This is a genomic window from Pseudomonas sp. Eqa60 (genome assembly GCF_018326405.1).
In the GTDB taxonomy this organism is placed as follows: Bacteria; Pseudomonadota; Gammaproteobacteria; order Pseudomonadales; family Pseudomonadaceae; genus Aquipseudomonas; species Aquipseudomonas protegens.
In genome coordinates, this window is record NZ_AP024342.1 from 5,539,345 (window position 1) to 5,563,076 (window position 23,732).

The 23,732-nt window shown below is 63.7% G+C and carries 21 protein-coding genes and 1 pseudogene; 12 read left to right on the forward strand and 10 right to left on the reverse strand.

The window, feature by feature from the left end; all coding sequences use genetic code 11:
- Window positions 1–7: 7 nt before the first annotated feature.
- The 3 genes from KI242_RS24960 to KI242_RS24970 are packed head-to-tail and all read left to right on the forward strand — an operon-like array spanning window position 8 to window position 4,291.
- The gene (locus tag KI242_RS24960) at window positions 8–1,135 is read left to right on the forward strand and encodes a GNAT family N-acetyltransferase (RefSeq protein ID WP_015636831.1); all 1,128 of its coding nucleotides are present in this window, start codon (window positions 8–10) and stop codon (window positions 1,133–1,135) included.
- A complete protein-coding gene (locus KI242_RS24965; protein ID WP_011063141.1) occupies window positions 1,132–2,904 on the forward strand; it encodes a HAMP domain-containing sensor histidine kinase in 1,773 nt (590 codons plus the stop codon). Before KI242_RS24960 ends, KI242_RS24965 begins: the two co-directional genes overlap by 4 nt.
- Window positions 2,894–4,291 (forward strand): sigma-54 dependent transcriptional regulator, encoded by a 1,398-nt coding sequence (locus tag KI242_RS24970; RefSeq protein WP_015636832.1) that lies wholly within the window; start codon window positions 2,894–2,896, stop codon window positions 4,289–4,291. Before KI242_RS24965 ends, KI242_RS24970 begins: the two co-directional genes overlap by 11 nt.
- 71 nt (window positions 4,292–4,362) lie before the next feature.
- On the opposite strand, the gene KI242_RS24975 is transcribed toward KI242_RS24970, so the two are convergent.
- Window positions 4,363–5,397 carry an alpha/beta hydrolase gene (locus tag KI242_RS24975; protein WP_015636833.1) on the reverse strand — a complete coding sequence of 345 codons (1,035 nt, stop codon included), beginning with the start codon at window positions 5,395–5,397 and terminating at the stop codon, window positions 4,363–4,365.
- A gap of 289 nt (window positions 5,398–5,686) precedes the next feature.
- On the opposite strand from KI242_RS24975, the gene metR reads away from it, so the two are divergent.
- Window positions 5,687–6,604: a transcriptional regulator MetR gene (gene metR, locus KI242_RS24980; RefSeq protein WP_011063144.1), complete on the forward strand. Its 918-nt coding sequence runs from the start codon at window positions 5,687–5,689 to the stop codon at window positions 6,602–6,604.
- 45 nt (window positions 6,605–6,649) lie between these two features.
- Here metR and KI242_RS24985 read toward each other — a convergent pair whose 3' ends face one another.
- The 8 genes from KI242_RS24985 to KI242_RS25020 form a co-directional block, all read right to left on the reverse strand.
- The gene (locus KI242_RS24985) at window positions 6,650–7,159 is read right to left on the reverse strand and encodes a GNAT family N-acetyltransferase (protein WP_053159936.1); all 510 of its coding nucleotides are present in this window, start codon (window positions 7,157–7,159) and stop codon (window positions 6,650–6,652) included.
- Window positions 7,160–7,161: 2 nt separating this feature from the next.
- The gene (locus KI242_RS24990; RefSeq protein ID WP_019093123.1) at window positions 7,162–7,527 is read right to left on the reverse strand and encodes a nuclear transport factor 2 family protein; all 366 of its coding nucleotides are present in this window, start codon (window positions 7,525–7,527) and stop codon (window positions 7,162–7,164) included.
- A gap of 15 nt (window positions 7,528–7,542) precedes the next feature.
- On the reverse strand, window positions 7,543–8,181 hold the full coding sequence (locus KI242_RS24995) for a LysE family translocator (RefSeq protein ID WP_161466607.1): 639 nt from the start codon (window positions 8,179–8,181) through the stop codon (window positions 7,543–7,545).
- 25 nt (window positions 8,182–8,206) lie between these two features.
- Window positions 8,207–8,641, reverse strand: coding sequence for an NUDIX domain-containing protein (locus KI242_RS25000; protein WP_011063148.1), 435 nt, complete (start codon window positions 8,639–8,641; stop codon window positions 8,207–8,209).
- Window positions 8,642–8,740: 99 nt separating this feature from the next.
- Window positions 8,741–10,087 (reverse strand): HD domain-containing phosphohydrolase, encoded by a 1,347-nt coding sequence (locus KI242_RS25005; RefSeq protein WP_077934705.1) that lies wholly within the window; start codon window positions 10,085–10,087, stop codon window positions 8,741–8,743.
- Between the two features lie 196 nt (window positions 10,088–10,283).
- Window positions 10,284–10,553 (reverse strand): type B 50S ribosomal protein L31, encoded by a 270-nt coding sequence (locus tag KI242_RS25010; RefSeq protein WP_011063150.1) that lies wholly within the window; start codon window positions 10,551–10,553, stop codon window positions 10,284–10,286.
- A gap of 100 nt (window positions 10,554–10,653) precedes the next feature.
- Window positions 10,654–11,979 carry an APC family permease gene (locus KI242_RS25015; RefSeq protein WP_015636840.1) on the reverse strand — a complete coding sequence of 442 codons (1,326 nt, stop codon included), beginning with the start codon at window positions 11,977–11,979 and terminating at the stop codon, window positions 10,654–10,656.
- A 95-nt stretch (window positions 11,980–12,074) separates the two neighbouring features.
- On the reverse strand, window positions 12,075–12,896 hold the full coding sequence (locus KI242_RS25020; RefSeq protein WP_011063152.1) for a carbon-nitrogen hydrolase family protein: 822 nt from the start codon (window positions 12,894–12,896) through the stop codon (window positions 12,075–12,077).
- 93 nt (window positions 12,897–12,989) lie between these two features.
- Between KI242_RS25020 and KI242_RS25025 the strand changes: the two genes are divergently transcribed.
- The 7 genes and pseudogenes from KI242_RS25025 (at window position 12,990) to KI242_RS25055 (ending at window position 18,599) form a co-directional block, all read left to right on the forward strand.
- Window positions 12,990–13,790 carry a LuxR C-terminal-related transcriptional regulator gene (locus KI242_RS25025; RefSeq protein ID WP_053153547.1) on the forward strand — a complete coding sequence of 267 codons (801 nt, stop codon included), beginning with the start codon at window positions 12,990–12,992 and terminating at the stop codon, window positions 13,788–13,790.
- Between the two features lie 108 nt (window positions 13,791–13,898).
- A pseudogene (locus tag KI242_RS25030) lies at window positions 13,899–15,517 on the forward strand (FMN-binding glutamate synthase family protein).
- A gap of 63 nt (window positions 15,518–15,580) precedes the next feature.
- Entirely contained in the window at window positions 15,581–15,865 is a 285-nt protein-coding gene (locus KI242_RS25035; RefSeq protein ID WP_019093120.1) for a putative quinol monooxygenase, read from the forward strand.
- A gap of 76 nt (window positions 15,866–15,941) precedes the next feature.
- A complete protein-coding gene (locus KI242_RS25040; RefSeq protein WP_011063156.1) occupies window positions 15,942–16,238 on the forward strand; it encodes a cupin in 297 nt (98 codons plus the stop codon).
- Window positions 16,239–16,317: 79 nt separating this feature from the next.
- Entirely contained in the window at window positions 16,318–17,160 is an 843-nt protein-coding gene (locus tag KI242_RS25045) for an alpha/beta hydrolase (protein ID WP_212805632.1), read from the forward strand.
- Window positions 17,161–17,400: 240 nt separating this feature from the next.
- Entirely contained in the window at window positions 17,401–17,991 is a 591-nt protein-coding gene (locus KI242_RS25050; protein WP_212805633.1) for a papain-like cysteine protease family protein, read from the forward strand.
- An 8-nt stretch (window positions 17,992–17,999) separates the two neighbouring features.
- The gene (locus tag KI242_RS25055; RefSeq protein ID WP_011063159.1) at window positions 18,000–18,599 is read left to right on the forward strand and encodes a hypothetical protein; all 600 of its coding nucleotides are present in this window, start codon (window positions 18,000–18,002) and stop codon (window positions 18,597–18,599) included.
- Between the two features lie 101 nt (window positions 18,600–18,700).
- Here KI242_RS25055 and KI242_RS25060 read toward each other — a convergent pair whose 3' ends face one another.
- Window positions 18,701–20,122: an amino acid permease gene (locus KI242_RS25060; RefSeq protein WP_015636846.1), complete on the reverse strand. Its 1,422-nt coding sequence runs from the start codon at window positions 20,120–20,122 to the stop codon at window positions 18,701–18,703.
- Window positions 20,123–20,599: 477 nt separating this feature from the next.
- Here KI242_RS25060 and KI242_RS25065 point away from each other — a divergent pair, with 477 nt between their 5' ends.
- Window positions 20,600–23,707 (forward strand): transglycosylase domain-containing protein, encoded by a 3,108-nt coding sequence (locus KI242_RS25065; RefSeq protein WP_212805634.1) that lies wholly within the window; start codon window positions 20,600–20,602, stop codon window positions 23,705–23,707.
- The last annotated feature ends 25 nt before the right edge of the window (window positions 23,708–23,732 follow it).

Genomic DNA, 23,732 nt, shown 5'->3' on the forward strand with positions numbered 1-23,732 from the left:
AAGAGACGTGATAACCGCCCAAGCCTTTTCAACCATCCAGGCCATCGATCGCAGCGCCTGGAATGACTGTTTCCCAGGGGCCCTGGAGGATTGGGACTATTACCTGGCCGTGGAAAAAGCCGCGATCGCCGATTTTCGCTGGCGCTACCTGGCGCTCTACGAGGGTTCGACTCTGGTGGCAGTGGCGCCGGCCTTCACCACCCAGTACCGGCTCGATACCACGGTCTCCGGGCTGGCCAAGCGCTTCACCGAACGCCTGGCACGCCAGTGGCCCGGGGCCCTGGAGCTGCGCCTGTACGCCATAGGCTCGCCTGTGGCCGAACAGTGCAATGCCGGCACCGCCAGCCATGTGCCTGCGCAACGCCGCCAGGAGCTGCTGGAGCAGCTGCTGCAACTGGCGCGACGCGATGCCGACAGCTTCGGCATCGGCCTGATGGCGGTCAAGGATGCGCCAAGCAACGACCGGCAATGGGCTGCCAGTTGCCTGGCCGCGGGCCTGCAAGCCATGCCGAGCCTGCCCACGGCGCTGCTGCCGGTGCCCTTTGCCTCGATCGACGCCTACCTGGGCACCCTGGGCAAATCCACCCGCAAGGACCTGCGCCGCAAACTCCGGACACCGGCGCCACGCATAGAATGGCGACGCCAGATCGACGACGTGCTGCCGGACATCATGCGCCTCTACGAGGCCACCCTGAATCGTAGCGACCTGCAGTTCGAACGCCTGCCGGCAGGCTACTTCACCGGCATCCTCGAGCAGTTGGGGGAACGCGCGGCCTGTGTCCTGTACTGGGTCGACGAGCAACTGGTGGCCTTCAACCTGGTGCTCATCGACCAGCATCGGCTGATCGACAAGTTCTTTGCCCACGACCTCAGTGTCACCCGTGAGCACAATCTGTATTTCCGCAGTTGGCTGGCCAACGTCGACTACTGTATTCAGCAACGCATTCCCCTGTACGAGTGCGGCCAGGCCGGTTATGCCAGCAAGTTGCGCCTGGGTTGCCAGTTCACCGGTAACATGTTGTTTTTCCGGCATCGCAATCCCTTGCTCAATGCCCTGCTCAAACTGATAAAACGCTTTGTCCGCCCGGATCGCTCCGACCCCGCCATGGCTGCTGCAATAAGCGAAAGTACATGACCAGAAAAGATCGTCGCCCTCCTCGCCCCTTCGCCATTTCCCGCTGGAGCCTGCAACGCAAGCTGGTGCTGGCGTTCTGGCTGGTCAGTGTGATTCCCACCATGATCGCCGCGGAACTGGCGGCCACTACCCTGTCGGAAATCTTCGACAGCAACGTGCGGATCTGGCTGCAGGAGTCCACCAAGATCGTCGAGGACGAGATCACCGAAATCCTCCATGACAACGCGCGGATCGCCCAGCTGTTCCTGCGCTATACGCGCCCGCCCACGGACCGCAATGCGGCCAAGCATGACAAGCTCACCGCCGACATCGCCGACTCCATGGGCATCGACGTGGTGGCGCTGATCCGCAAGAACGATCACAAGGTGGTGTTCACCACTGCCGCCGATGACGTGGTGGGGCAGATCAGTACCGCCTCCAATGCCGTGCTGCAGACCATCCAGGTCGGCGGCGTGGCCACCGGGGCGGTGGTCTCGACGTTCCAGACCCAGCTCGACGGGGTCGACTACCAGTTGCTGATCGCCACCTACCTGGACGCCAGCTTCCTCACCAGCGTGGCCGACGTGCATTCCCTGGACCTGCGCCTGTACCTGGCCAAGGCCGATGACTTCTCGGAAATCTTCGCCACCCAGCGCTTCGAGGACCACCCGCCCCAGGTGCCGCACAAGATCGAAGACATCCTGCGCGCCACCCGCCAGCCCACCGAGCAGTTCACCAGCCGCTACAGCGGCCTGTACCGGCCGATCTTCAACGACAGCGGCGACCTGGTGGGGGTGATCTTCAGCGGCCTGCTGCGCCATAGCAGCCTGGTGGGCCTGGTCAACCAGAGCAACCTGTTCATCCTGATCTTCCTGCTCAGCTCGGCAGCCTCGCTGTGCGTCGGCTGGCTGGTTTCCCAGCGCCTGACCCGACCGCTGCGGGGCCTGTCCAAGGGCGTGCAGGCGGTGATCGCCGGCGACTACCGCCAACGGGTGCCGGTGATCGGCGGCGACGAACTGGCGGAGCTGAGCAGCACCTTCAACCACATGACCGAGCGCCTGGGGGAACTGCAGCATCTGGAAGCCCAGTTGCGCCGCCGCGACCGCCTGCATGCCCTGGGCGAAGTGGCCATGGGCCTGGCCCACGAGATCCGCAACCCGCTGGGCATCATCAAGACCGCCACGCAGTTGCTGCACCGCCGGGCCAACCTGCCGGAAAACGACAAGCGCCACCTGGAATACGTGATCAGCGAGGTCAGCCGGATCAACGACCTGATCACCGAATTTCTCGATTTCGCCAAGCCCAGCGCGCCGATACGCGCCACCCAGCTGGCCCGCCCGCTGGTGGAGGAACTGCTGGGCTTCTGCACCCCGGAACTTGCCACCCACAACATCGACGCGCGGATCGACGACCAGGCCCCCGGCGCGACCCTCCACGCCGATGCCCGGCAACTCAAGCAGGCCTGCCTCAACCTGATTCTCAACGCCATCGACGCCATGCCCGACGGCGGCCGCCTGACCCTGGGCATTTCCCAGCGCGACGACGAAACCATCATCAGCGTCAGCGACACCGGCCAGGGCATCGAGCCGGACATGCTGGAACGCATCTTCACCCCATTCGTCACCACCAAGGCCTCGGGCACCGGCCTGGGTTTGGCTAAAGTCTTCTCGATCATGGAAAGCCATGACGGCCATATCGAGTGCACCAGCGAAAAAGATGCTGGCGCCACCTTCAGCCTGTACATTCCGGCCAACGGTGAAGAAGACGACGAGGACAGTGATGACGCATAACCTGCTGGTGGTCGATGACGAGCCGAAACTCTGCGACCTGCTGTCCTCGGCCCTGAGCCAGAACGGCATCCAGGTATTCACCGCAGGCAACGGCCTGCACGCGCTCAAGGTGCTGGAGCAGGAAGACATCGACCTGGTGATCAGCGACTGGCGCATGCCCGGCATGGACGGGCCGCAGTTGCTGGGGGAAATCAAGCAGCGCTACCCGCAGTTGCCGGTGATCGTGATGACCGCCTACAGCACGGTGAAGAATGCCGTGCAGTCCATGCGCAACGGCGCCTACGACTACATCGCCAAACCCTTCGACATCGACGAACTGGACATCACCGTCAGCAAGGCCCTGCAGTTTCGCGACATCCTCAAAGACAACCAGCGCATGCGCGCCGAGCTCGCAGAGCATCAGCAGATCGACAGCCTGGTGGGCGACAGCCCGGCCTTCCGTCGGGTGCTGCAAGCCGTGGATTCGGTGCGCGAAAGCAACGCCACCATCCTCCTGACCGGGGAAAGCGGCACCGGCAAGGAAATGGTCGCCCGGGCCATCCACAAGCACGGCAACCGGGCCGACAAGCCCTTTGTCGCGGTCAATTGCGCGGCCATTCCCGAGGGCCTGCTGGAAAGCGAGATGTTCGGCCACCGCAAGGGCGCCTTCACCGGCGCCGTGGCGGACCGGGTCGGACGTTTCCAGCAAGCCGACAAGGGCACCCTGTTCCTCGACGAAGTCGGCGACATGCCCCTGGCCCTGCAGGCCAAGATCCTGCGTGCCCTGCAGGAGCGGGTGATCGAGCCGGTGGGCGATCCGCGGGAGCGCAAGGTGGATGTGCGGGTGATCGCCGCCACCAACAAGAACCTGCTGGAAGCGGTGGCCAACAAGGAATTTCGCGAAGACCTGTACTACCGCCTGAATGTATTCCCGATCCCCTTGCCGGCACTGCGCGAACGGGTCGAGGACATCGCCCTGCTGGCCCGGCACTTTGCCCACAGCCTGGGTGCCACCGCCGGCAAGCGCATCAGCGGCTTCAGCCCCGAAGCCCTGCAGGCCATGGCCAGCTACGCCTGGCCGGGGAATATCCGCGAACTGCAGAACTGCGTGGAGCGGGCCACCATCGTCGCCAGCGGCCAGGTCATCGAAGAAAAGGACCTGCCAGGGTATCTGTTCGGTCCCCAGGCGCAGGGCACAGAGAGCAGCGCAGCCATCAGTGTCGGCCCGCAAGTGCCCAGCGACCTGGAAGCGGCCCTGGCGGAAGTGGAAAAAGCCTACATTCTCGCCGCCCTGCAGCAGAGCAACGGTGTCCAGGCGGCAGCGGCGCAGTTGATCGGTATTTCCGAGCGCAGCTTCTGGTACCGGCTGAAGAAACTCGGCATCCAGGTGGACAAGATCGTTCGCTGAAACCGCAGCGCTTCATTCGCCGGCAAGCCGGCTCCTGCACCCAACCGCAAGAGCCGGCTTGCCGCGCTGCCCTAGAGGATGTTGCTGCTATCGAGCGGCTCGATCTGCGCCCAGTGGGAAGTGTCTTCCCGGTGGGTTTGCAGGTATGGCAGCACCGCCGCCAGCAGCGGCGCCTTGAAGGCTTCCTGGAACCGGTGGGCCAGCCCCGGAATCAACTTCAACTGGCTGCCCTGGATCTGCGCCGCCAGGTGCACGCCGTGCATCACCGGCAGCAACGGGTCGGCGGTGCCATGCACCACCAGGGTCGGCACCCGCAGTTGCTTGAGCAATGCCACCCGGCTCGGCTCGGCAAGAATCGCCATGATCTGGCGCTTGACCCCTTCCGGGTTGAACGCCCGGTCATAGGCCACCGCCGCCTGTTGCAACAGGACCTGGCGGTCATCGCTGACCTTCGGGCTGCCCAGGGCCGCCAGCAGGTCGGCCTGCTGCTCCAGCGCCGCTTCCCGGCTCGGTGCGTTGCGCCGCGAGAGCAGTTGCACCAGCGCCGCGTTCGGCGCCGGCAAACCTTCGGCCCCGGAACTGGTCATGATCAGCGTCAGACTCTCGACCCGCCGCGGCTCCATGGCTGCCAGGTGCTGGGCGATCATCCCGCCCATGCTCGCCCCCAGCACGTGGAATTGCTCGATATGCAGGGCGTCCATCAGGCCCAGGGCGTCATCGGCCATGTCGGTCAGGGTGTAGGGCGCCGCCACCGGCAGGCCCAGCTTGTAGCGCAGCACTTCGAAGGTCAGGTTGGCGCTGGCCGGGGCCTGGCGCCAGGTGGACAGGCCGACATCGCGATTGTCGTAGCGGATCACCCGAAACCCTTGCTGACACAGGGCCACCACCACCTCATCCGGCCAGTGGATCAGTTGCCCGCCCAGGCCCATGACCAGCAGTAACGCCGGGTCGGAGGTGCGCCCAATGCTCTGGTAGGCCAGGCTCACCTGCGGCAGGTCGACCCGTTGGGTCGGGACATTGACATCGCAGCGCGCGGCCGCAAAACACAGCGGGCCGAGCAACAGCCCGGCCAAGAGTAGAACAGTCGAAAGAAATCGTACCCGCATGAAAAACACCGAAACGCAGAACCCCAGTGGAGCGCGAGTCTGATGAACCTGGATGATTCGCGCTGCCACAGTTGCGTGACAATTTGATGAAGATTGCCCCAGCGGTACTTTTTCCGCGGCAAGGGTCGGCGCTTGCCCCCGGCACCCGGTGCACAACACACAGGCGCTGTCGCCCGTATCGGCAAAGATGCCCGCGAATCGATGAACGCGGGATGGTCGACAGGCCCGTCAACATGAGACAAACTCAATCTTTTCGCTTTAACCACAAAATTTACTCATGGAGATCCTGGTGCTCGAAATCCGTCACCTGAAGACCCTGCACGCCTTGCGCGAAGCCGACAGCCTGGTGGAAGCCGCTGAACGCCTGCACCTGACCCAGTCCGCCTTGTCCCATCAGTTCAAGGAGCTGGAAGAGCGCCTGGGCATGCCGCTGTTCGTGCGCAAGACCAAGCCCGTGCGTTTCACCAGCGCCGGTCTGCGCCTGCTGCAACTGGCGGATGCGACCCTGCCCCTGCTGCGCGGCGCCGAACGCGACATTTCGCGGCTGGCCGGCGGTACTGCCGGGCGCCTGCACATGGCCATCGAATGCCACAGCTGCTTCCAGTGGCTGATGCCGACCATCGATCAGTTCCGCGACGCCTGGCCGGAAGTGGAGCTGGACCTGGCCTCCGGCTTCTCGTTCGCTCCGTTGCCAGCCCTGGCCCGGGGCGACCTGGACCTGGTGGTGACCTCCGACCCCCTGGAGCTGGCGGGTATCACCTACGTGCCGCTGTTCACCTACGAAGCCATGCTCGCGGTCGCCAACCAGCACCCGCTGGCAAGCAAGCCATACGTAGTCCCGGAAGACCTGCTGAGCGAAACCCTGATCACCTACCCGGTGGAACGCGACCGCCTGGACATCTTCACCCGCTTCCTGGAACCGGCGGACATCGAACCGGCCCAGGTACGGACTTCGGAACTGACGGTGATGATGATGCAACTGGTGGCCAGCGGCCGGGGCGTGTGCGGGATGCCTCACTGGGCCCTGCACGAGTACAGCTCACGGGGTTATGTGAAGGCCAAGCGGCTCGGGGAAAAGGGCCTGTTCGCCACCCTGTACGCGGCGATTCGCGCCGACATGCTGGATGCGCCCTACATGCGCGACTTTTTGCTCACGGCCAAGGACACCTCGTTCTCGACCCTGGACGGCGTCAGCGCCGTACGCTGACCCCAAGCTGGCTTGCCCAGGAGCCGGCTTGCCAGCGAACCGGGGTCAACCTTCGACCGGCAATTGGCGCCACATGTGGATCTTGTCGAAATAGTCCTCGCCCACCCGCACTGCCTGGGGTTCCAGGCCGAACTGGACGAAGCCGCAGCGCTGGTACAGGGCCAGCGCCGCTTCATTGCCGGCCGTCACGGTCAACTGGATCAGGCGCAGCCCTTCGTATTCAGCCGCTTCGGCCAGCAGCCCCTGGACCAGGCGGTAGCCCAGCCCGCTGTTGCGCTGCGTGCCGGTGACATAGAGGCCGAACAGGGTCGCCTTGTGCCGGGCCTTCTCCCGCAGCTCGAAGGCCAGGCCGACGATCCCCAGCAACCGCCCTTCGGAAAACGCCCCCAGCAACAGGTCGAGCTCGCCGTCCAGGCGTGCGGCCCACCAGGCCAGAGGCAGTTTTTCCCGCTCTTTGACGCTGGAGGTGAAGGCCTGGGGATGGCGCTCATAGGCCTCGAGCATCAAGGCCCGGTATTGCTCCACATCGTCAGGGGTCAGGCGCTGGATCTGCATGCTCAGTCGAGGGTCTTGTGTCCGGTAATGAATGAAGCGCATTTTATCTTGCCGCCCTGCACTTCATAAATGGCCACGGTTTCCAGGGTGCCGCTGCCGTCGGCGAAGGTGCGGCTGATCAGTTCGTGATCGACCACCACGTTGCCCATGACCGTACGCTGGATCAGCCGGGCATGCAGGTTGGGTTCCTGGAAACGCACCACGGCCCGAGCTCGTATTTCCTCGTGCCCCCTGGCCAGCAAGGTGGCCGGATGTTCGTATTGCCGGGCATCTACGGCATAAGTCGCCAGCCAGGCCTCCAGATCCTTGCGGTTGTAGGCCTGCAGTTGTGCTTCGACCACCGCTTGCGGGCTTGGAAAATCACTCATGCTGGCGCTCCTCGATCAGTTGACGCGACGCTGTTCGAACATCAGGCGCACGGCCAGCCCCGCCAGCACAAAGCCCATGAAATAACGCTGCACCGAGAGCCAGGTGGGGTTGCTGGCAAACCAGGAGGCGATACCGGCGGCAAACAGGGCGATCATCAGGTTCACCGAGAAACTCACGCTGATCTGGGTCAGGCCCAGGATGATGCTCTGGGAGAACACCGAACCGTGCTCGGGGTGGATGAACTGCGGAAAGATCGACAGGTAGAACACCGCGATCTTGGGGTTCAGGGCGCTGGTCAGAAAGCCCATGGTCACCAGCTTGCGCGGCGAATCCGCCGGCAGCTGCTGGGCTTCGAAGGGCGAGCGCGCGCCAGGCTTGAGCGCCTGCCAGGCCAGCCACAGCAGGTACAGGGCGCCGGCCCACTTGAGCACCTCATAGGCCATGGGCACCGCCATGAACACAGCGGTCAGGCCCAGCGCGGCGGCGAACAGGTGGACAAAGAACCCCGCCACCACCCCCAATAACGACGTCACCCCAGCCTTGCGCCCCTGGCAGATCGAACGGGAAATCAGGTAGATCATGTTCGGCCCCGGGGTCAGCACCATCAGCAGGGAAGCAGCGGCGAAGATCAGGTAGTCGTGGAGTGGAATCATGGCAATCCTTGGCAATGGGAGGGGGTCAGGCGTGGCCCGCTCGGGCCTTGCGATAAAACGGCAAGATCAGATCGCGTGTCAACGGCGCAAGGAACAAATCTCCATCGCCGGCCGGGTCGATCCAGCGTACTTCCTCGATCTCTGCCGCCGGGGTCACCGGGCTATGGATATGGACCAGGAACACCTCGGCCTCCACCACATGCCCCGGCTCGTTGGCCGCCGGTGCCGAGAACTGTTGCAGGTAACGGGCCTGGGCCGGGTCGATGCGCAATCCCAGTTCTTCTTCCAGTTCACGGGCCAGGGCGTGCACCGGTTGTTCACCGGCTTCGATCTTGCCACCGGGCTGCATGAAGGCCTGGGTGCCGCGCTTGCGCACCAACAGGGTCTGGCCGTCGGCACCGATCAGCAGGGCAGCGGCGATACGAATGATGGAGGGTGCAGCAACGGACGACAGCGACATGGGAATCCGCGAGCCTTGAGAATGAGGGCGCAAGGATCACATGCGCGGCGGCGGCTCGTCATCCGCCGCCGGCATTTTTCGATGTGACCGCACCCGGCTTCAGGCCCTTGCCTGATGTTCCTGGGGCAACTTGACGAACACGCTGTAGCGGGCGCCCTCCATGGTTTCAAAAGCGATCAGCTTGTCCACTAGCGGCAGGTTGAGCACCTTGCCGGCGTTGAGCAGCAGCATGCCGTTATCGGCATTCAGGTTGCGCGCCAGGATCATCCCCGCCGCCAGCTCCCGGGTACTCAGAACCTTCACCGAAGGGTCGCCCAGGGTCACGTCGCTGAGGTAGACCGCACACACCTGGATGAAACCTTCCACCAGGTCCGGGTCGTACAAGCGGCCGGCGTACTTGCGGATGAACACCAGGGCCTCGTCGCTGTTCATGTGCCGTTCCAGGATCAGCCCGCACTGCAACTCGATGAAGTCCACCGCCAGCTTGAGCAGCCGCGAGCCCAGGGGAATCGCGTCGCCCTTGAGGTGGTCGGGAAAACCGCTGCCGTCCCAGTGTTCCTGATGATGGCGGATCAGCCGCGCGGCGTCCTGCACCGGTTCCAGGGTCATCAGCAACGATTCGCTCTGCGCCGGATAGGCCCGATAACGCTCGCGCTGATGGTGATGCAGCAAATCCGCCGGGCTGGTCATCATGCTGTCGCTCCAGCTCAGCTTGCCGATGTTGTGCAACGCCGCGGCCATGGCCAGGTCACGCTGGGCGCCAGGGTCGATGCCCTGGACTTTGCAGTAGGCCCGCACCAGCTCGATGATCCGCCGGTTGGTCTGCTTGTCCGCGGGCAAGCGCTGGTTGACCAGCAGGGAAAACAGCTCGGCGCCAGTGGCGTAGCTGTGCTTGAGCTCCTCATAGGCCAGGTCGAGCATGTCGGCGGTCTGCTGCAGCTCCGAGGTGCGTGCCGCCACGCGTTTTTCCAGCAGCGTGTTGAGCGCCTTGAGCTCGGCATTCTGCTGCTGGGCCAGATCCTGCAGGCGCAGGCGCTCACGCTCGGAGTGCTGATGCTCAAGGGCCTGGCGCAAGGCCAGCAGCAATTCCTGGTCATCCCAGGGCTTGCTCAGGTAACGGTAGATCTCCCCTTCGTTGATGGCCTTGGCAATCAATTTCAGGTCCGGGTCGCCGGTCAGCAGGATGCGGGTGGTGCTCGGGTACTGCTGATGGATACGCGCCAGCAGGGTCGGGCCATCCATCTGCGGCAGATGGGCGGCGCTGATCACCAGGTCCACCTCCCGGCTGGCCAGGAGCTGCAGGGCCTGGGTGGCATCGCGGGCGAAATGCAGCGTGTAGGGAAGCGGGCTGAGCAACTGCTGCAGGCGTTGCAGGATCACTTCCTGGCTATCGACCAGCAGAATCTCGGGTCGGCGTGTGACAGTGGCAACGTTTAGCTCACCCATGAGACACCTCGGGTCAACGTCGATGCACGTGTCCTTCATTGTTAGAGCTGGCAACGGTAATCCCTGTTGCCTGATTGAAGACTAGAAGAATTTCCAATCGAGATAGTGGCTTTTTAATACCATCGGTCCGCTGCGGCTGCGCCGCCAACCACCTTCAGCGAGTGTTGCGCAGTCGCAACACTCGCCGTGCACGCCGTCACTGGGCGGCTTTGGCGCCGGAACCGAAGGAAGCGAAACGCTTGTTGAAGCCGGCGATGCGGCCTTCGGACTGGGTCTTGCGCTGCTGGCCGGTGTACACCGGGTGCGAGGCGCTGGAAACGTCCAGCGCCACATAGGGGTAAGTCTTGCCGTCGCTGTAGGTGTGGCTGCGATCGGTATCGACGGTGGAGCCGATGAGGAAGTACACGTCGGCAGCGGTATCGTGGAAAAGCACGGTGCGGTAGTCAGGATGGATACCGGGTTTCATGAGGCCTCCTGGGCATCTGGGTGAGCTGGATGCGTTATACAATAACATATCCAAATCACCCAAACGAGAACCGATTGCAATAAGGAAACTGCCGACAGTTCTATGCCGCTTCCTGAAAATCCATTTCCGGAGGCTGGCGGGAGAAACCGCGAGTGAGGAAACCCAGGTACACCAGGCCAATAACCAGCCAGCTTGCCCCCAGGTAGATCGCCAGGTGATCGAGGCTGGACATCAGCCACAGATCGGCCGCCAGACCGATGAGGGGAAAGATCAGGAACAGGATCAGCTCCCGCAGGCCACGCTGCCGGGCCCCCACCCAGTAATGAAAGATCACCGACAGGTTGACCAGGCTGAAGGCCAGGAAGGCGCCGAAGTTGATGAAGGACGTCGAGGTGGTGACATCCAGCTTCAATGCCAGCAACGCCACCACGGCGCACAGCAGGATGCTGTTGACCGGGGTACCGAAGCGCTCGTGCAGGCTGCCGAAAAAGCGCTTGGGCAAGACCCCGTCGCGGCCCATGGCGAACAGCAGTCGCGAGCCGCTGGCCTGGGCCGAAAGCCCCGAGGCGAACTGACCGACAATCAGCCCGATCAGGAAGATCGAGACGAACAGGTCGCCGCCGATATTGCGCGCAATCTCGTAGGCCGCCGAATCCACATCGGCGAACTCGAAGGACGGATGGGCAACCTGGACGAAGTAGGACACCGCGACAAAGATCAGCCCGCCCACCAGGGTAATCAGCATGATCGCCCGGGGAATGGTCCGCCGTGGGTCGCGGGTTTCCTCGGTCAGGGTGCTGACCGCGTCAAAGCCCAGGAATGAATAACAGGCGATTGCCGCCCCGCTCATGATCAGCGGCAGGTGCATCTGCCCGTTGAAGAACGGTGCCAGGGTGAACAGCGGCCGCCCGGCCTCGCCACCAAGGTAGTGGATGCACAGGCCGACAAAGGCGATCAGCACCAGGAACTGCACCAGCATCAGCAGGCCGTTGATGCCGTTGGCCAGTTTCAGGCCAACGATATTGATCGCGCTGGTCACCCCGATGAAAGCCAGCACCCAGACCCACTGCGGTACACCGGGAAACGCCGAATGCAGGTAAGCGGCGCCGATCAGCCAGATGGCCATGGGCAGGAACAGGTAATCCAGCAGCACCGCCCAGCCGGCGATGAAACCCAGCTTGGGGCTGATGGCCTTGCGCACATAGCTGTAGGCCGAGCCGGCCACGGGAAACGCCGCGGCCATGCGCCCGTAGCTCATGGCGGTGAAGAACATCGCCACCAGCGCTGCCAGATAGGCTGCCGGCACCATGCCAGCGGTGGATTGGGCGAGGATGCCAAAGGTACCGAGGACAATGATCGGCGTCATGTAAGCGATACCGAACAGCACCACCGCGCCCAATGAAAGGGTGCGTTGCAAGCGAGCCATGAGCGAGTACTCCGCAATTATTAGATTTATGGCAGGACTGAAAAGAGTGCAGCAGGGGGCTTTCTTATGGGATTGGCCGACCGCGGACGGCCCTTTCAGCGGATCGGAATCAGCAGTTCACGCACGCCATCGCCGTGTTCGAGCACTTCGCCCGCAAGCTTCAGGCGCTGGTCTTCGAGGTAGCGGTAGTCCTGGCGCGCCACCTGCAGTTGCTTGAGATCCAGCTCGACCTTGAACTGACCTTCCTCGCGCCCGGCTTCGAACAGCAGGCTGCCCAGGGGGTCCACCAGGGCGCTGCCGCCGGCGAACAGCAGGCCGCCATCGCCTTCTTCCACTCGGTTGACCATTAGCGCGAACGCCTGGTTTTCCTGGGCCCGGGCCATGATCGCGGTACGGTGGGTGGGCCCGTAGGGGTCCATGTTGCCGTTGGTCACGATCAGCAGTTCGGCGCCCAGTTGCGCCAGGGCCCGGGCGCTTTCCGGGAACTCGATGTCGTAGCAGATCAGCAGGCCGACCCGCACACCGTTCCACAGGCAGGTGGTGTAGCGGTCACCGGGGGTGAACACACCGCGGTCGGACGCCCACAGGTGGGTCTTGCGATAACGCAGGGCGATGCCCTCGGGGGTAATCAGCAAAGTGGTGTTATAGAATCGGCCGTCGTCGTTTTCGGCCATGCCGATCACCACCGCGATATTGCGCGCCCGGGCGGCCTGGATCACGGCCTGCACGGTGGGGCCATCCAGCGGCTCGGCCACGGCGGCCACGGTCTCGGCGCTGGGGAAACCCATCAGGTGGGTTTCTGGAAATACGATCAACCGGGTATCGGCGGCGCAGGCGGCAATGGCCGCCAGGGCTCGTTCCAGGTTGTAAGCTGTGGCGTTATCACGGCCCGCCAACTGGGCCAGTTCAACCTTCATGGGTATTCCTTGTTCTTTGGCTGTGCCGCAGTATGCGCAGCAGCAACCGGCCCGCAAATCACGCAGCCGGGGTAACCCGATAGGGGTAGATGCATGACATTGTCGCTGGATGACATCGCCTGGCACCGCTCGGTGGGGCAGATGATCGAAGCCCTGGACCAGGCCAGTTTCTGGCCCCAGCTGGTGCGCCTGCTGGAGCAGTACGTGAGTTTCGACAGCTGGGTGGCGCTGCTGTTTTGCAGTGAGCGCAAACCCCTGGTGTTCGCCGAATGCCCGGGGGAGGACGGCAGCCCCGACCAGTTGTTCCAGGACTACCTCAACGGCCTGTACCTGCTCGACCCCTTCTACGTTGCCAGCCGCGAACAATCGCGCAGCGGCCTGTTGCGCCTGGCGGAAGTGGCCCCGGAACACTTCCAGCTGACCGAGTACTACCAACGCTACTTTCGTCTGAATGTGGTGGCCGATGAGATCCAGTTCAATTGCCAGCTGGCGGACGACCGCACCCTGTGCCTGTCCCTGGGTTCGCGACAACGCTTCGCCCCACCCCAGATCGCCCTGCTGTCACTGATCGAGCCCTGGGTGGTGGCCTTGCTGCGCCAGCGCCTGCCCCACGAAAGCATTGAGCAAGACAACCCAGCGCAATTGCATCCAATGCCCGATTGGCGCAGCCAGCTGGACCACTCCATGCAACAACTGCGGGGCGCACAACTCACCGCCCGGGAGCTGGATGTGGGGCGTCTGATGCTCAGCGGTTGCTCCAACAAGGAGATCGCTCGTAAGCTGGAAATCTCCGCCGAAACCGTGAAAGTTCATAAAAAGCACATCTACAGCAAGCTGGGCATCAAATCCCAGTCCGAGCTGTTTTCGATTTTTCTCCAGGCGCAAAGCGCCTGATACCCCTTCAGGGCCGCCCCGGCAGCCCCACACAACAATAAGATCTTGTGCACCCATAAGAATGAGTACTGATAAACGACCTTAATGAGTCCGAACCAAGGAAACCGTATGAGCCTGTCCCTTCTGAGCCGCTACGCCTTCTTTGCCGCCTGTGTGATTTTCACCCTCGCCAGCCTGCCCTTTCTCGAACACGACTGGCTCTGGCCATTCGCCCTGGTCACCGGCCTGCTGAGCCTGCTGGGGATCTTCGACCTGCTGCAAAGCCCGCACGCGGTGCGGCGCAATTACCCGATCCTGGGCAATATCCGCTACCTGGTGGAAGGCATCCGCCCGGAAATCCGCCAGTACCTGCTGGAATCCGACAGCGACGCCCTGCCCTTTTCCCGCGCCCAACGCTCCCTGGTGTACTCCCGGGCCAAGAACGAAAGCGCCGACAAACCCTTCGGCACCCTGATCGATGTCTACCAGTCGGGCTTCGAATTCATCGGCCACTCCATGCGCCCGGCGCCCCTGAGTGATCCCAACAGCTTTCGCGTGACCGTCGGCGGCCCGCAATGCACCCAGCCCTACTCGGCCTCGGTGTTCAACATCTCGGCCATGAGCTTCGGCTCCCTCAGCGCCAACGCCATCCGCGCCCTGAACCAGGGTGCCAAGCTCGGCAACTTCGCCCACGACACCGGTGAAGGCAGCATCAGCCCCTACCACCGCGAACACGGCGGCGACCTGACCTGGGAACTGGGCAGCGGCTACTTCGGCTGCCGCACCAGCGACGGCCGTTTCGACCCGGAGCGCTTCGCCGTGCAGGCGCAGAACCCCCAGGTGCGGATGATCGAGATCAAGATGAGCCAGGGCGCCAAGCCTGGCCACGGCGGCATCCTGCCCAAGCACAAGGTGACCCAGGAAATCGCCGACACCCGGGCATCCGCATGGGTGAGGACTGCATTTCCCCGTCGAGCCACAGCGCCTTTTCCACCCCGATCGAGATGATGCATTTCATCCAGCAACTGCGTGAGCTGTCCGGCGGCAAGCCGGTGGGCTTCAAGTTCTGCCTGGGCCACCCCTGGGAGTTCATGGGCATCGCCAAGGCCATGCTGGAAACCGGCATCCTGCCGGACTTCATCGTGGTGGACGGCAAGGAAGGCGGCACCGGCGCGGCCCCCGTGGAGTTCACCGACCACATCGGCGCACCGATGCGCGAGGGCCTGCTGTTCGTCCACAACACCCTGGTGGGCCTGAACCTGCGGGACAAGATCAAGCTCGGCGCCAGTGGCAAGATCGTCAGCGCCTTCGACATCGCCAGCGTGCTGGCCATCGGTGCCGACTGGGCCAACTCGGCCCGGGGCTTCATGTTCGCCATCGGCTGCATCCAGTCCCAGAGCTGCCATACCAACAAGTGCCCCACCGGCGTCGCCACCCAGGACAACCTGCGCCAGCGCGCCCTGGTGGTGCCGGACAAGGCCCAGCGGGTATTCAGCTTCCACCGCAACACCCTCAAGGCCCTGGCGGAAATGCTCGCTGCCGCCGGCCTGCAACACCCTTCGCAACTGGAAGCCAAGCACCTGGTGCGACGCATGTCGGCCACCGAGATCAAGCTGTTCTCCCAGTTGCACGTGTTCCTCAAGCCCGGCGAGCTGCTCACCGGCGAGGTCAACGGCGAGTTCTACTCGCGCATGTGGCAACTGGCCCGGGCCGACAGCTTCGAACCCAACACCGAAGCCGCCGCTTAAGCCCCATTGCCCAGTGCTCCCCGGTTGCCGGGGAGCGCGGGGCATCACCCAAGGAAGATTGCAATGCTCAAGGTCATCGCTGAAGATTTCATCCAGCCCGAACACCTGGACACCGTGCGCCCGTGGTACGCCGAACTGGTGGAAAAAACCCGCCAGGAACCGCTGTGCATCGCCTACGATCTGTTCGTCGATCAGAAAGACCCCGGGCACTTCATCTTCGTCGAACAGTGGCCGGACCAGGCGGCCCTCGACACCCACTGCCAGACCGAGCACTTCACCCGCCTGGTGCCGCAGATCAATGCTTTTCAGCGCCGCGAATGCCGTGTGCTGTTGATGAACGAGTTCTAGAAAACCCGACCCAGACCTTGCTTGACCGGACCACCGAAAGCAGACCCCAACCCCACTGACCTTTCGGAGACCCGCCATGCCCTTGCTGTCATTCGAACAACTGTCCCGCCAACTGCCAGCGCCCTGGCAATCCACGCTGGTGGGCCAGGTCGGCCCGGCCCGCATCAAGGTGCTGCGCATGGACGGCCAGCCCTACCCGGAAGAAACCCACGACTTCAACGAAGGCCTGCTGGTGACCCAGGGCTGCCTGCACCTGGGCATTGGCCAGGCCGTGGTGGAAGTGGCGACGGGCCAGATGTACCTGGTGGAGGCCGGCCAGGCCCATAGCGTGCTGCCCGGCAGCCACGGCACCCTGGTGATCATCGACGTCTAGCCTGTCTCGCATCGACTCAATCGCGGTAACCACCTGCCCAAGGTCGGTCCGACCAGAGGGCCCATGCACGGAGAAGCCCATGCCTCGTCGTCTGTTTGCAGTGATCGCTTTACTGATGTCCTTCAACAGTGCCTTTGCCGGCGAACGCTGGCAGAGCCTGCCGCCCACACCGGCCCCGGTGGCCGGGGCGCAAGCCGGTTATGCCGAAGTCAACGGCATCCGCCTGTATTACAGCAAGCTCGGCCACGGCTCACCGGTGGTGCTGCTGCATGGCGGCCTGGGTAATGCCGACTATTGGGGGCTCCAGGCCAAGGCCCTGGCCGCCCGGCACACGGTGATCAGCGTCGACAGCCGCGGCCACGGGCGCAGCACCCGGGACGCCCGGCCCTACGGCTACGACCTGATGGCCGACGACGTGATCGCCCTGCTGGACCAGCTGAAGATCCCCCGCGCCGATTTCGTCGGCTGGAGCGACGGCGCGATCCTCGGCCTGGACCTGGCCATGCGTTACCCGCAGCGGGTCGGCAAGGTCTTCGCCTACGCCGCCAACTCCCAGACCTCAGGGGTCAAGGAAGGCGTGGAGAACAACCCGACCTTCGCCGCCTACATCGAGCGCGCCGGCCAGGAGTACACCCGCCTGTCACCCACGCCCAAGGAGTACCCGGCCTTTGTCGAGCAGATCGGCCACATGTGGGCCAGCCAGCCGAACTGGAGCGACGCCGACCTGGCGAAGATCAAGACGCCGGTACTGATCGTCGATGGCGACCACGATGAAGCCATCAAGCGCGAGCACACCGAATACATGGCCCAGGCGATTCCCGGCGCCGGGCTGCTGATCCTGCCCAACGTCAGCCACTTCGCCTTCCTCCAGGACCCGGGCCTGTTCAATGCAGCCCTGGAACATTTCCTCGACGAAAAATAGCCCCGGCCATCGCCATGGATGCCCCTCTTTCCAGGGACGTCCACGGCAGACAATATGCATAAACGCATACTTTAATTGCATTTACGCATCAATCCTCTAAGGTTGTTTGCAGACCCGGTCAACGCAGGCCATCGAGGCTGGCCCAGCGCAGCGTCACGTCCCGGGTCCGGCTACGCGCAGTAGCCCGACACGCAACGACGACACCAGCCGGAGGCTGGATTTCATTCATGGAGGATGAACATGTTAAGTAGCAACCTGACCCCAGGCCACGCTTCCCAGGCCCTGCCCCAGTGCCTGGCCAGCAGCCTGCTCGACCCGCAACTGAGCGAAGTCGATCCACACACCGAAGCCGCGCCCCAGGCCGCTGCCCGGCTCAACTTCAGCGTGCAGCAGCAAACCCAGAGCAACTGGTGCTGGGCCGCATTGTCCGCATCGGTGGGCAACTACTACGGCACCGGTTCCTGGACCCAGTGCGGAGTGGCCAACGCCGAACTGGGCCGCAACTCCTGCTGCAGCCAGCCCGGGCCGTGCAACGTCTACGGCTACCTGGATTCGGCCCTGCGCACCACCCGCTGCTACGGCGGCATGCGTGAGGACCGGATGCAAATGCCGGCCATCGACAACCAGCTCGGCATGGGCCGCCCCGTGGGCCTGCGCTGTGCCTGGTACGGCGGCGGTGCGCATTTCCTGACGATCTACGGCAGCGATGGCGGCTACATCCTGGTGGCGGATTCGATCTACGGTTACTCGACCCGCGCCCTGAACAGTTTCCCCGGTTCCTACAACGGCGGCGGCAACTGGACCCACACCTACTTCACCCGAAAAAACTAGGAGGCGACATGCAACTGACTTACCCCAAGGCGCCTGTCGATGGCGTCCAGCACCTGCGCTCGGCCCTTCAGGCGGCCCTGCAGACCCAGGGTTTCGGTATCAACCGCGGGTTTGCCAAGGCCAGTGCCCGTAACCTGAATTTGTCCCAGGCCTTTCGCGGCTACGCCCTGAGCCTGGAGGACCTGGCCCAGGGCAAGGGGCTGGCCGAGGCCAAGGCCGGTGACTGGCATTACCTGGTGTTCGATGCCGGAGTGTCGATTGCCGATGCGCAGTTGACCGAGGTGGCCGGCAAGGTCGGCTTCTCTGCGCTGAACCATGGCAGCCTGGCGGCGTCCGCCGTCAACGCCCTGGACCTGGCGGAACAGGCGCCGCAACTGCAGGGAAAAAGCTATGAACTGCGCCTGCTGTTCATCTCGGCGCTGCAGGTCACGGCGATCTGGCTGCATGGGCCCGGCGAAGAGGTGCTGATTCCCATCGAGCCGACACCCAAGACCCTGGCCGCCCATCAGCTCCACAGCGAAACGGCGTTGCTCGCCCTGCTGGCGCCGGCGGCGCTGCAGGCCAAGGCCATCTTCGACGCCGATACCAGCGGCACCCTGGGCGGTTGACCCGGGCAAAAAAAATCCGGCGGCCTTTGCAGGTCGCCGGATTTCTGGTCTCAGCGTTTCAGTCCGGGATGCTCAAGCCAGCCGCATCACCCAAGCGCAGGTCAGGACGCCGACCGCGCCGAACCTTGCTGGACATTGGTCGGTTGCAGCTTGAACAGATAGAACAGCACCGTCAGCAGCACCAGGAACGCCGGGCCGACATACAGCGCCACACGGGTATCCGGGAAGTAGGCCATCAGCCCCACCACCAGTACCAGGAAGGCCAGGGCCAGGTAGGAACTGATCGGGTACAGCCACATGCGGTACTTCAGGCCGGCACGTTCTGCCGGGCTCAGGCCCTTGCGGAACTTGAGCTGGGCCAGAAGGATCATCACCCAGGTCCAGATCGCACCGAAGGTGGCAATCGAAGTCACCCAGACGAACACTTTTTCCGGCACCAGATAGTTCAGCAGCACGCCCAGCAGCAGGGCGAAGATCGACAGCAGCAAGGCGCGACGCGGCACGCCGTTGTTCGAGGTCTTGGCGAAGCCGGCCGGGGCCTGGCCGTTCTGCGCCAGGCTGTAGAGCATGCGCCCGGTGCTGAAGATGCCGCCGTTGCAGGACGACAGCGCGGCAGTGATCACCACGAAGTTGATGATGCCGGCAGCGGTCTTGATCCCCAGGCGTTCGAAGGTCATCACGAAGGGGCTGCCCTGGGTGCCGATCTCGTTCCACGGGTAGATCGACAGGATCACGAACAGCGCGCCCACGTAGAACAACAGGATGCGCCAGAACACCGAGCCGATGGCGTTGGGAATGGTCTTTTGCGGGTTGCGCGCTTCACCGGCGGTGAGGCCGATCATCTCTACGCCCAGGTAGGCGAACATCACCATCTGCAGGGACATCAGCACGCCGGTCACGCCATTGGGCATGAAGCCGCCGTGGGTCCACAGGTTGGAGATGCCCAGGGCCACGCCGTCATTGCCGAAACCGAAGGCGATGATGCCGATGCCGCCGACCACCATGGCGATGATGGTGACGATCTTGATCAGGGCGAACCAGAACTCGAACTCACCGAAGGCCTTGACCGCGATCAGGTTGATCGAGCCCATGCTCACCAGGGCCGCCAGGGCCCAGATCCAGCGCGGCACATCGGGGAACCAGATCCCCATGTACACCGCCACCGCGGTGATTTCCGCCACACAGGTCACCAGCCACAGGAACCAGTAGTTCCAGCCGGTGAGAAAGCCCGCCAGCGGGCCCAGGTAGTCTTGTGCGTAACGGCTGAAGGAACCTGCGACCGGGTTATGCACCGCCATCTCGCCGAGGGCGCGCATGATCACCAGGATCGCCAGGCCGCCGATGATGTAGGACAGCATGATGGCCGGGCCGGCCATTTCGATGGCCTTGGCCGAGCCGAGGAACAGGCCGACACCGATACAGGCGCCGAGGGCCATCAAGCGAATATGCCGTTCGCCGAGTTCGCGTTTCAGCGGGCCGCCCTGAGCGGTCTCGCCGTGGGGCAGTTGGTTGCCAACTGGCATAGAGATACAACCTCATTTTGTTATTGGATATGAACCACCGAGCCTTCGAAGCACCAGCGGATAGCCGAAGCTTGCTCGACCGCACCGGCCTTGTGGGACGGAGCGTCTGGTAGGACAAGACCTGCCAGATCAGCGGGGTGCGCAGTATAAAAAGCTCCCGACAGGGCTTTTCACTCTATAAGTTGCAATATTCAGAGAGAAATCTCGGCAAATACCGCTTTCACGGAGAAGCATTACCTGCTTTTTGCCCTGAAACCTCACTCGGAAAGGGCCGGGAGTATTGCACAGGCCTGGTGCATCGTCATGCCCCTACCTAGGGCGTATTTACCTGGGAAAAGGCTCTACCCAGTGGCGAGGGAGCTTGCTCCCTTGCCACAGAAGCGGGGCCGGGTCGTTTTCACATTTTCTTCACCGACGCCCACCACCGACTAAGCTTCAGGCAAGTCCGATCAATCTGCGTGAATGGATCAATCGACTATGGGCGCTCTGTGGCAGACCGATTCGCATAAGAACGCAGTGCCAAGCCACAGCGAGGACGAAACGCCTTTACCGAAACGCCGCAAATCCCGCCGTTATGCCTGGCGCCTGTTCTGGCTGTTGCTGCTGATCGCCCTGATTGCCCTGGGCTTTGCCGCTGCCCGGGAGATGCGCACCTCGAAACTCCAGGCCCGGGAATTCAGCCGGCTGGCCGCTGACCTGAGCTACTCCCTGGAGCCCGGCCCCAGTGATGCCGTGCTCTACCCCGGTGCCGGGCCGTTCGACCGGCGCCTGGGCTACAGCGCCCTGGGGGAGTTCCTGCCACGCTTGCTCAAGCGCGGTTACCTGATCGACGCCCAGACGCGTTTCTCCCCGGCACTGATGGACTACAGCAAAAGCGGATTTTTCGTGCCTTACACCGAAAAGATCCAGGCTGGCCTGTCCATTACCGACTGCCGCGCCGCGCCCCTGTACCAGTTCAATTACCCGCAACAGCTGTATGAGAGCTTTGCCAGCATTCCGCCGCTGGTGGTGCACAGCCTGCTGTTCATCGAGAACCGCGATCTGCTGGCCCCCAAGCCGGCCGAGGCCAACCCGGCGGTGGACTGGCCGCGCTTTGCCAAGGCCGCCTGGTCGCAGATCGCCCGGCTCTTGCACCTGCCGGGGCAGAGCGCCGGGGGTAGCACCCTGGCCACCCAGTTGGAAAAATACCGCCATTCGCCGGATGGCCTGACGGTATCCGGGGGCGAGAAGATCCGGCAGATGGTTTCCGCCAGCGTGCGGGCCTATCAGGACGGCCCACAGACCCTGGAGGCCCGCAAACGCATCGTGCGCGACTACCTCAACAGCGTGCCGCTGTCCGCGGTGCCCGGCCACGGCGAAGTGCACGGCATGGCCGAGGGGCTGCGGGTCTGGTATGGCGCTGACTTCGACAAGGTCAACCAGGTGCTCGGCAGCACCGCCATGGACTCGAAAAGCCTTGCCGCACGAGGGCTGGCCCTGCGCCAGGTGCTGTCACTGATGATTGCCCAGCGCCGTCCCTCCCATTACCTGGCCAAGGGTCGCGCAGAACTGGCGGATCTGACGGACAGCCATATCCGCCTACTGGCGCAGAACAACGTCATCGACCCGGCGCTGAGCAGCGCCGCCCTGGCCAGCCAGGTGACCTACCGGGACTGGCAGCAGCAGCCGACCATTCAGCCGATCGAGACCAACAAGGGCATCAGCGTCGCCCGCAGCCGCCTCGCCGCCCTGCTCAACCGGCCGCTGTATGACCTGGACCGCCTCGACCTCTCGGCCACCAGCACCTTGCAGAGCGACCTGCAGCGCCAGGCCACCGAATACCTCAAGCACCTTGCGGACCCGGCCTTCGCCGCGCAGATTGGTGTGCTAGGCGAACGCCTGCTGACCCCCACCAGCACCACCCAGGTGCGCTACAGCTTCACCCTGCTCGAACTGACCCCCGACGGCTCGCGGGTGCGGGTGCAGACCGACAGCACCGACCAGCCTTTCGACATCAACGAAGGCAGCAAGCTGGAACTGGGCTCCACCGCCAAGCTGCGGGTGCTGACCACCTACCTGCAGATCATTTCCGAGCTGCACGACAAGTACGCCACGCAAACACCCGCGCAGTTGAAAAAGATCCCGGTGAACGAGCAGGACCGCCTGAGCCGCTGGGCCCTCGACTACCTGATGCAGAACAGCGACCGCAGCCTGCCGAAGATGCTCGACGCCGCCCTGGACCGCACCTACTCCGCCAGCCCCGGTGAGGCCTTCTTCACCGGTGGCGGGGTGCATCACTTCCACAATTTTCGCAACGAAGACAACGGCCGCAGCCCGACCCTGCGCGATGCCCTGCGCGAATCCATCAACCTGCCGTTCATCCGCCTGATGCGTGACCTGGTGCGCTACAGCACTTATGGCGGCGACAGCAGCAGCGCCGAATTGCTCAAGGACGACCAGAACCCGCGGCGCCAGGAGTACCTGGCACGCTTTGCCGACCGTGAGGGCACCTCGTTCCTGCTGCGTTTCTGGAAGAAGTACCGCAACAAGGACACCCAGTCGCGCCTGGAAACCTTCCTCGACAGCATGCACCCCACGGCAATCCGCCTCGCCGCCGTGCACCGCTACCTGCTGCCGGACGCCAGCCAGGAGAGCTTCAACCGCTTCGTCCGGGCCCACATGAAGAGCGCCAAGGTCAGCGAGAAGCTCACCGACGAGCGCCTGGACAAGCTCTACGCCAGCTACGGCCCCGGCGCCTATGACCTACCGGACCAGGGCTACATCGCCAAGGTCCACCCCCTGGACCTCTGGCTGCTGGGCTACCTGATGAACAACCCGGAGGCGAACTTCACCCAGATCGTCAAGGCCAGCGAGTTCGAGCGCCAGGAGGTCTACAGCTGGCTGTTCAAGAGCCGCCATCGCAGTGCCCGCGACAGCCGTATCCGCACCATGCTGGAGATCGAGGCCTTCCTCGATATCCACCAGCGCTGGCAGAGCGTCGGCTATCCGTTCGACCACCTGGTACCGTCCCTGGCCACTGCTATCGGCAGCTCCGGCGACCGCCCCGCGGCGTTGGCGGAACTGGTGGGCACCATCCTCAACGACGGCGTGCGCCTGCCAACCTTGCGCATCGACAGCCTGCACTTCGCCGCCGGCACGCCCTATGAAACCCGCCTGCTCAACGACCCGGACAAGGGCAAGCGGGTGATGCCCTCGGAGGTGGCCACGGCGCTGCGCGGAGCCTTGTCGCAGGTGGTGGATGCCGGCACCGCGAAACGGGTGTCCGGCAGCTTCAAGCTGGCTGATGGCACGCCATTGGCCATGGGCGGCAAGACCGGTACCGGCGACAACCGCATCGAAGCCATTGGCGCCGGCGGGCGGGTGTTGAGCTCCAAATCCATCAACCGCACCGCAACCTTCGTGTTCTACATCGGCGACCACCATTTCGGCACCCTTACCGCCTACGTGCCGGGGGCCTCGGCCCAGGCCTTCAGATTCACCTCGGCCTTGCCGGTGCAGGTGCTCAAGGGCATGGCGCCGATCCTCATGCCCTACCTGCAACCGGGCAGTGGCACCCAATGCCTGGGCAGCGTGGCGCAACGCTGAATCACGACAGGCAGCCCCCTCTCTC

Coding starts and splice junctions, on each gene's coding strand:
- KI242_RS25005 (WP_077934705.1), bottom strand. CDS start 10,087: ATGGGTGAGCTAAACGTTGCCACTGTCACACGCCGACCCGAGATTCTG.
- KI242_RS25015 (WP_015636840.1), bottom strand. CDS start 11,979: ATGGCTCGCTTGCAACGCACCCTTTCATTGGGCGCGGTGGTGCTGTTC.
- KI242_RS25055 (WP_011063159.1), top strand. CDS start 18,000: ATGCAACTGACTTACCCCAAGGCGCCTGTCGATGGCGTCCAGCACCTG.
- KI242_RS25060 (WP_015636846.1), bottom strand. CDS start 20,122: ATGCCAGTTGGCAACCAACTGCCCCACGGCGAGACCGCTCAGGGCGGC.
- KI242_RS25045 (WP_212805632.1), top strand. CDS start 16,318: ATGCCTCGTCGTCTGTTTGCAGTGATCGCTTTACTGATGTCCTTCAAC.
- KI242_RS24965 (WP_011063141.1), top strand. CDS start 1,132: ATGACCAGAAAAGATCGTCGCCCTCCTCGCCCCTTCGCCATTTCCCGC.
- KI242_RS24990 (WP_019093123.1), bottom strand. CDS start 7,527: ATGAGTGATTTTCCAAGCCCGCAAGCGGTGGTCGAAGCACAACTGCAG.
- KI242_RS25035 (WP_019093120.1), top strand. CDS start 15,581: ATGCTCAAGGTCATCGCTGAAGATTTCATCCAGCCCGAACACCTGGAC.
- KI242_RS25025 (WP_053153547.1), top strand. CDS start 12,990: ATGACATTGTCGCTGGATGACATCGCCTGGCACCGCTCGGTGGGGCAG.
- KI242_RS24975 (WP_015636833.1), bottom strand. CDS start 5,397: ATGCGGGTACGATTTCTTTCGACTGTTCTACTCTTGGCCGGGCTGTTG.
- KI242_RS25010 (WP_011063150.1), bottom strand. CDS start 10,553: ATGAAACCCGGTATCCATCCTGACTACCGCACCGTGCTTTTCCACGAT.
- KI242_RS24995 (WP_161466607.1), bottom strand. CDS start 8,181: ATGATTCCACTCCACGACTACCTGATCTTCGCCGCTGCTTCCCTGCTG.
- KI242_RS24970 (WP_015636832.1), top strand. CDS start 2,894: ATGACGCATAACCTGCTGGTGGTCGATGACGAGCCGAAACTCTGCGAC.
- KI242_RS25040 (WP_011063156.1), top strand. CDS start 15,942: ATGCCCTTGCTGTCATTCGAACAACTGTCCCGCCAACTGCCAGCGCCC.
- KI242_RS25050 (WP_212805633.1), top strand. CDS start 17,401: ATGTTAAGTAGCAACCTGACCCCAGGCCACGCTTCCCAGGCCCTGCCC.
- KI242_RS25020 (WP_011063152.1), bottom strand. CDS start 12,896: ATGAAGGTTGAACTGGCCCAGTTGGCGGGCCGTGATAACGCCACAGCT.
- KI242_RS25065 (WP_212805634.1), top strand. CDS start 20,600: ATGGGCGCTCTGTGGCAGACCGATTCGCATAAGAACGCAGTGCCAAGC.
- KI242_RS25000 (WP_011063148.1), bottom strand. CDS start 8,641: ATGTCGCTGTCGTCCGTTGCTGCACCCTCCATCATTCGTATCGCCGCT.
- KI242_RS24985 (WP_053159936.1), bottom strand. CDS start 7,159: ATGCAGATCCAGCGCCTGACCCCTGACGATGTGGAGCAATACCGGGCC.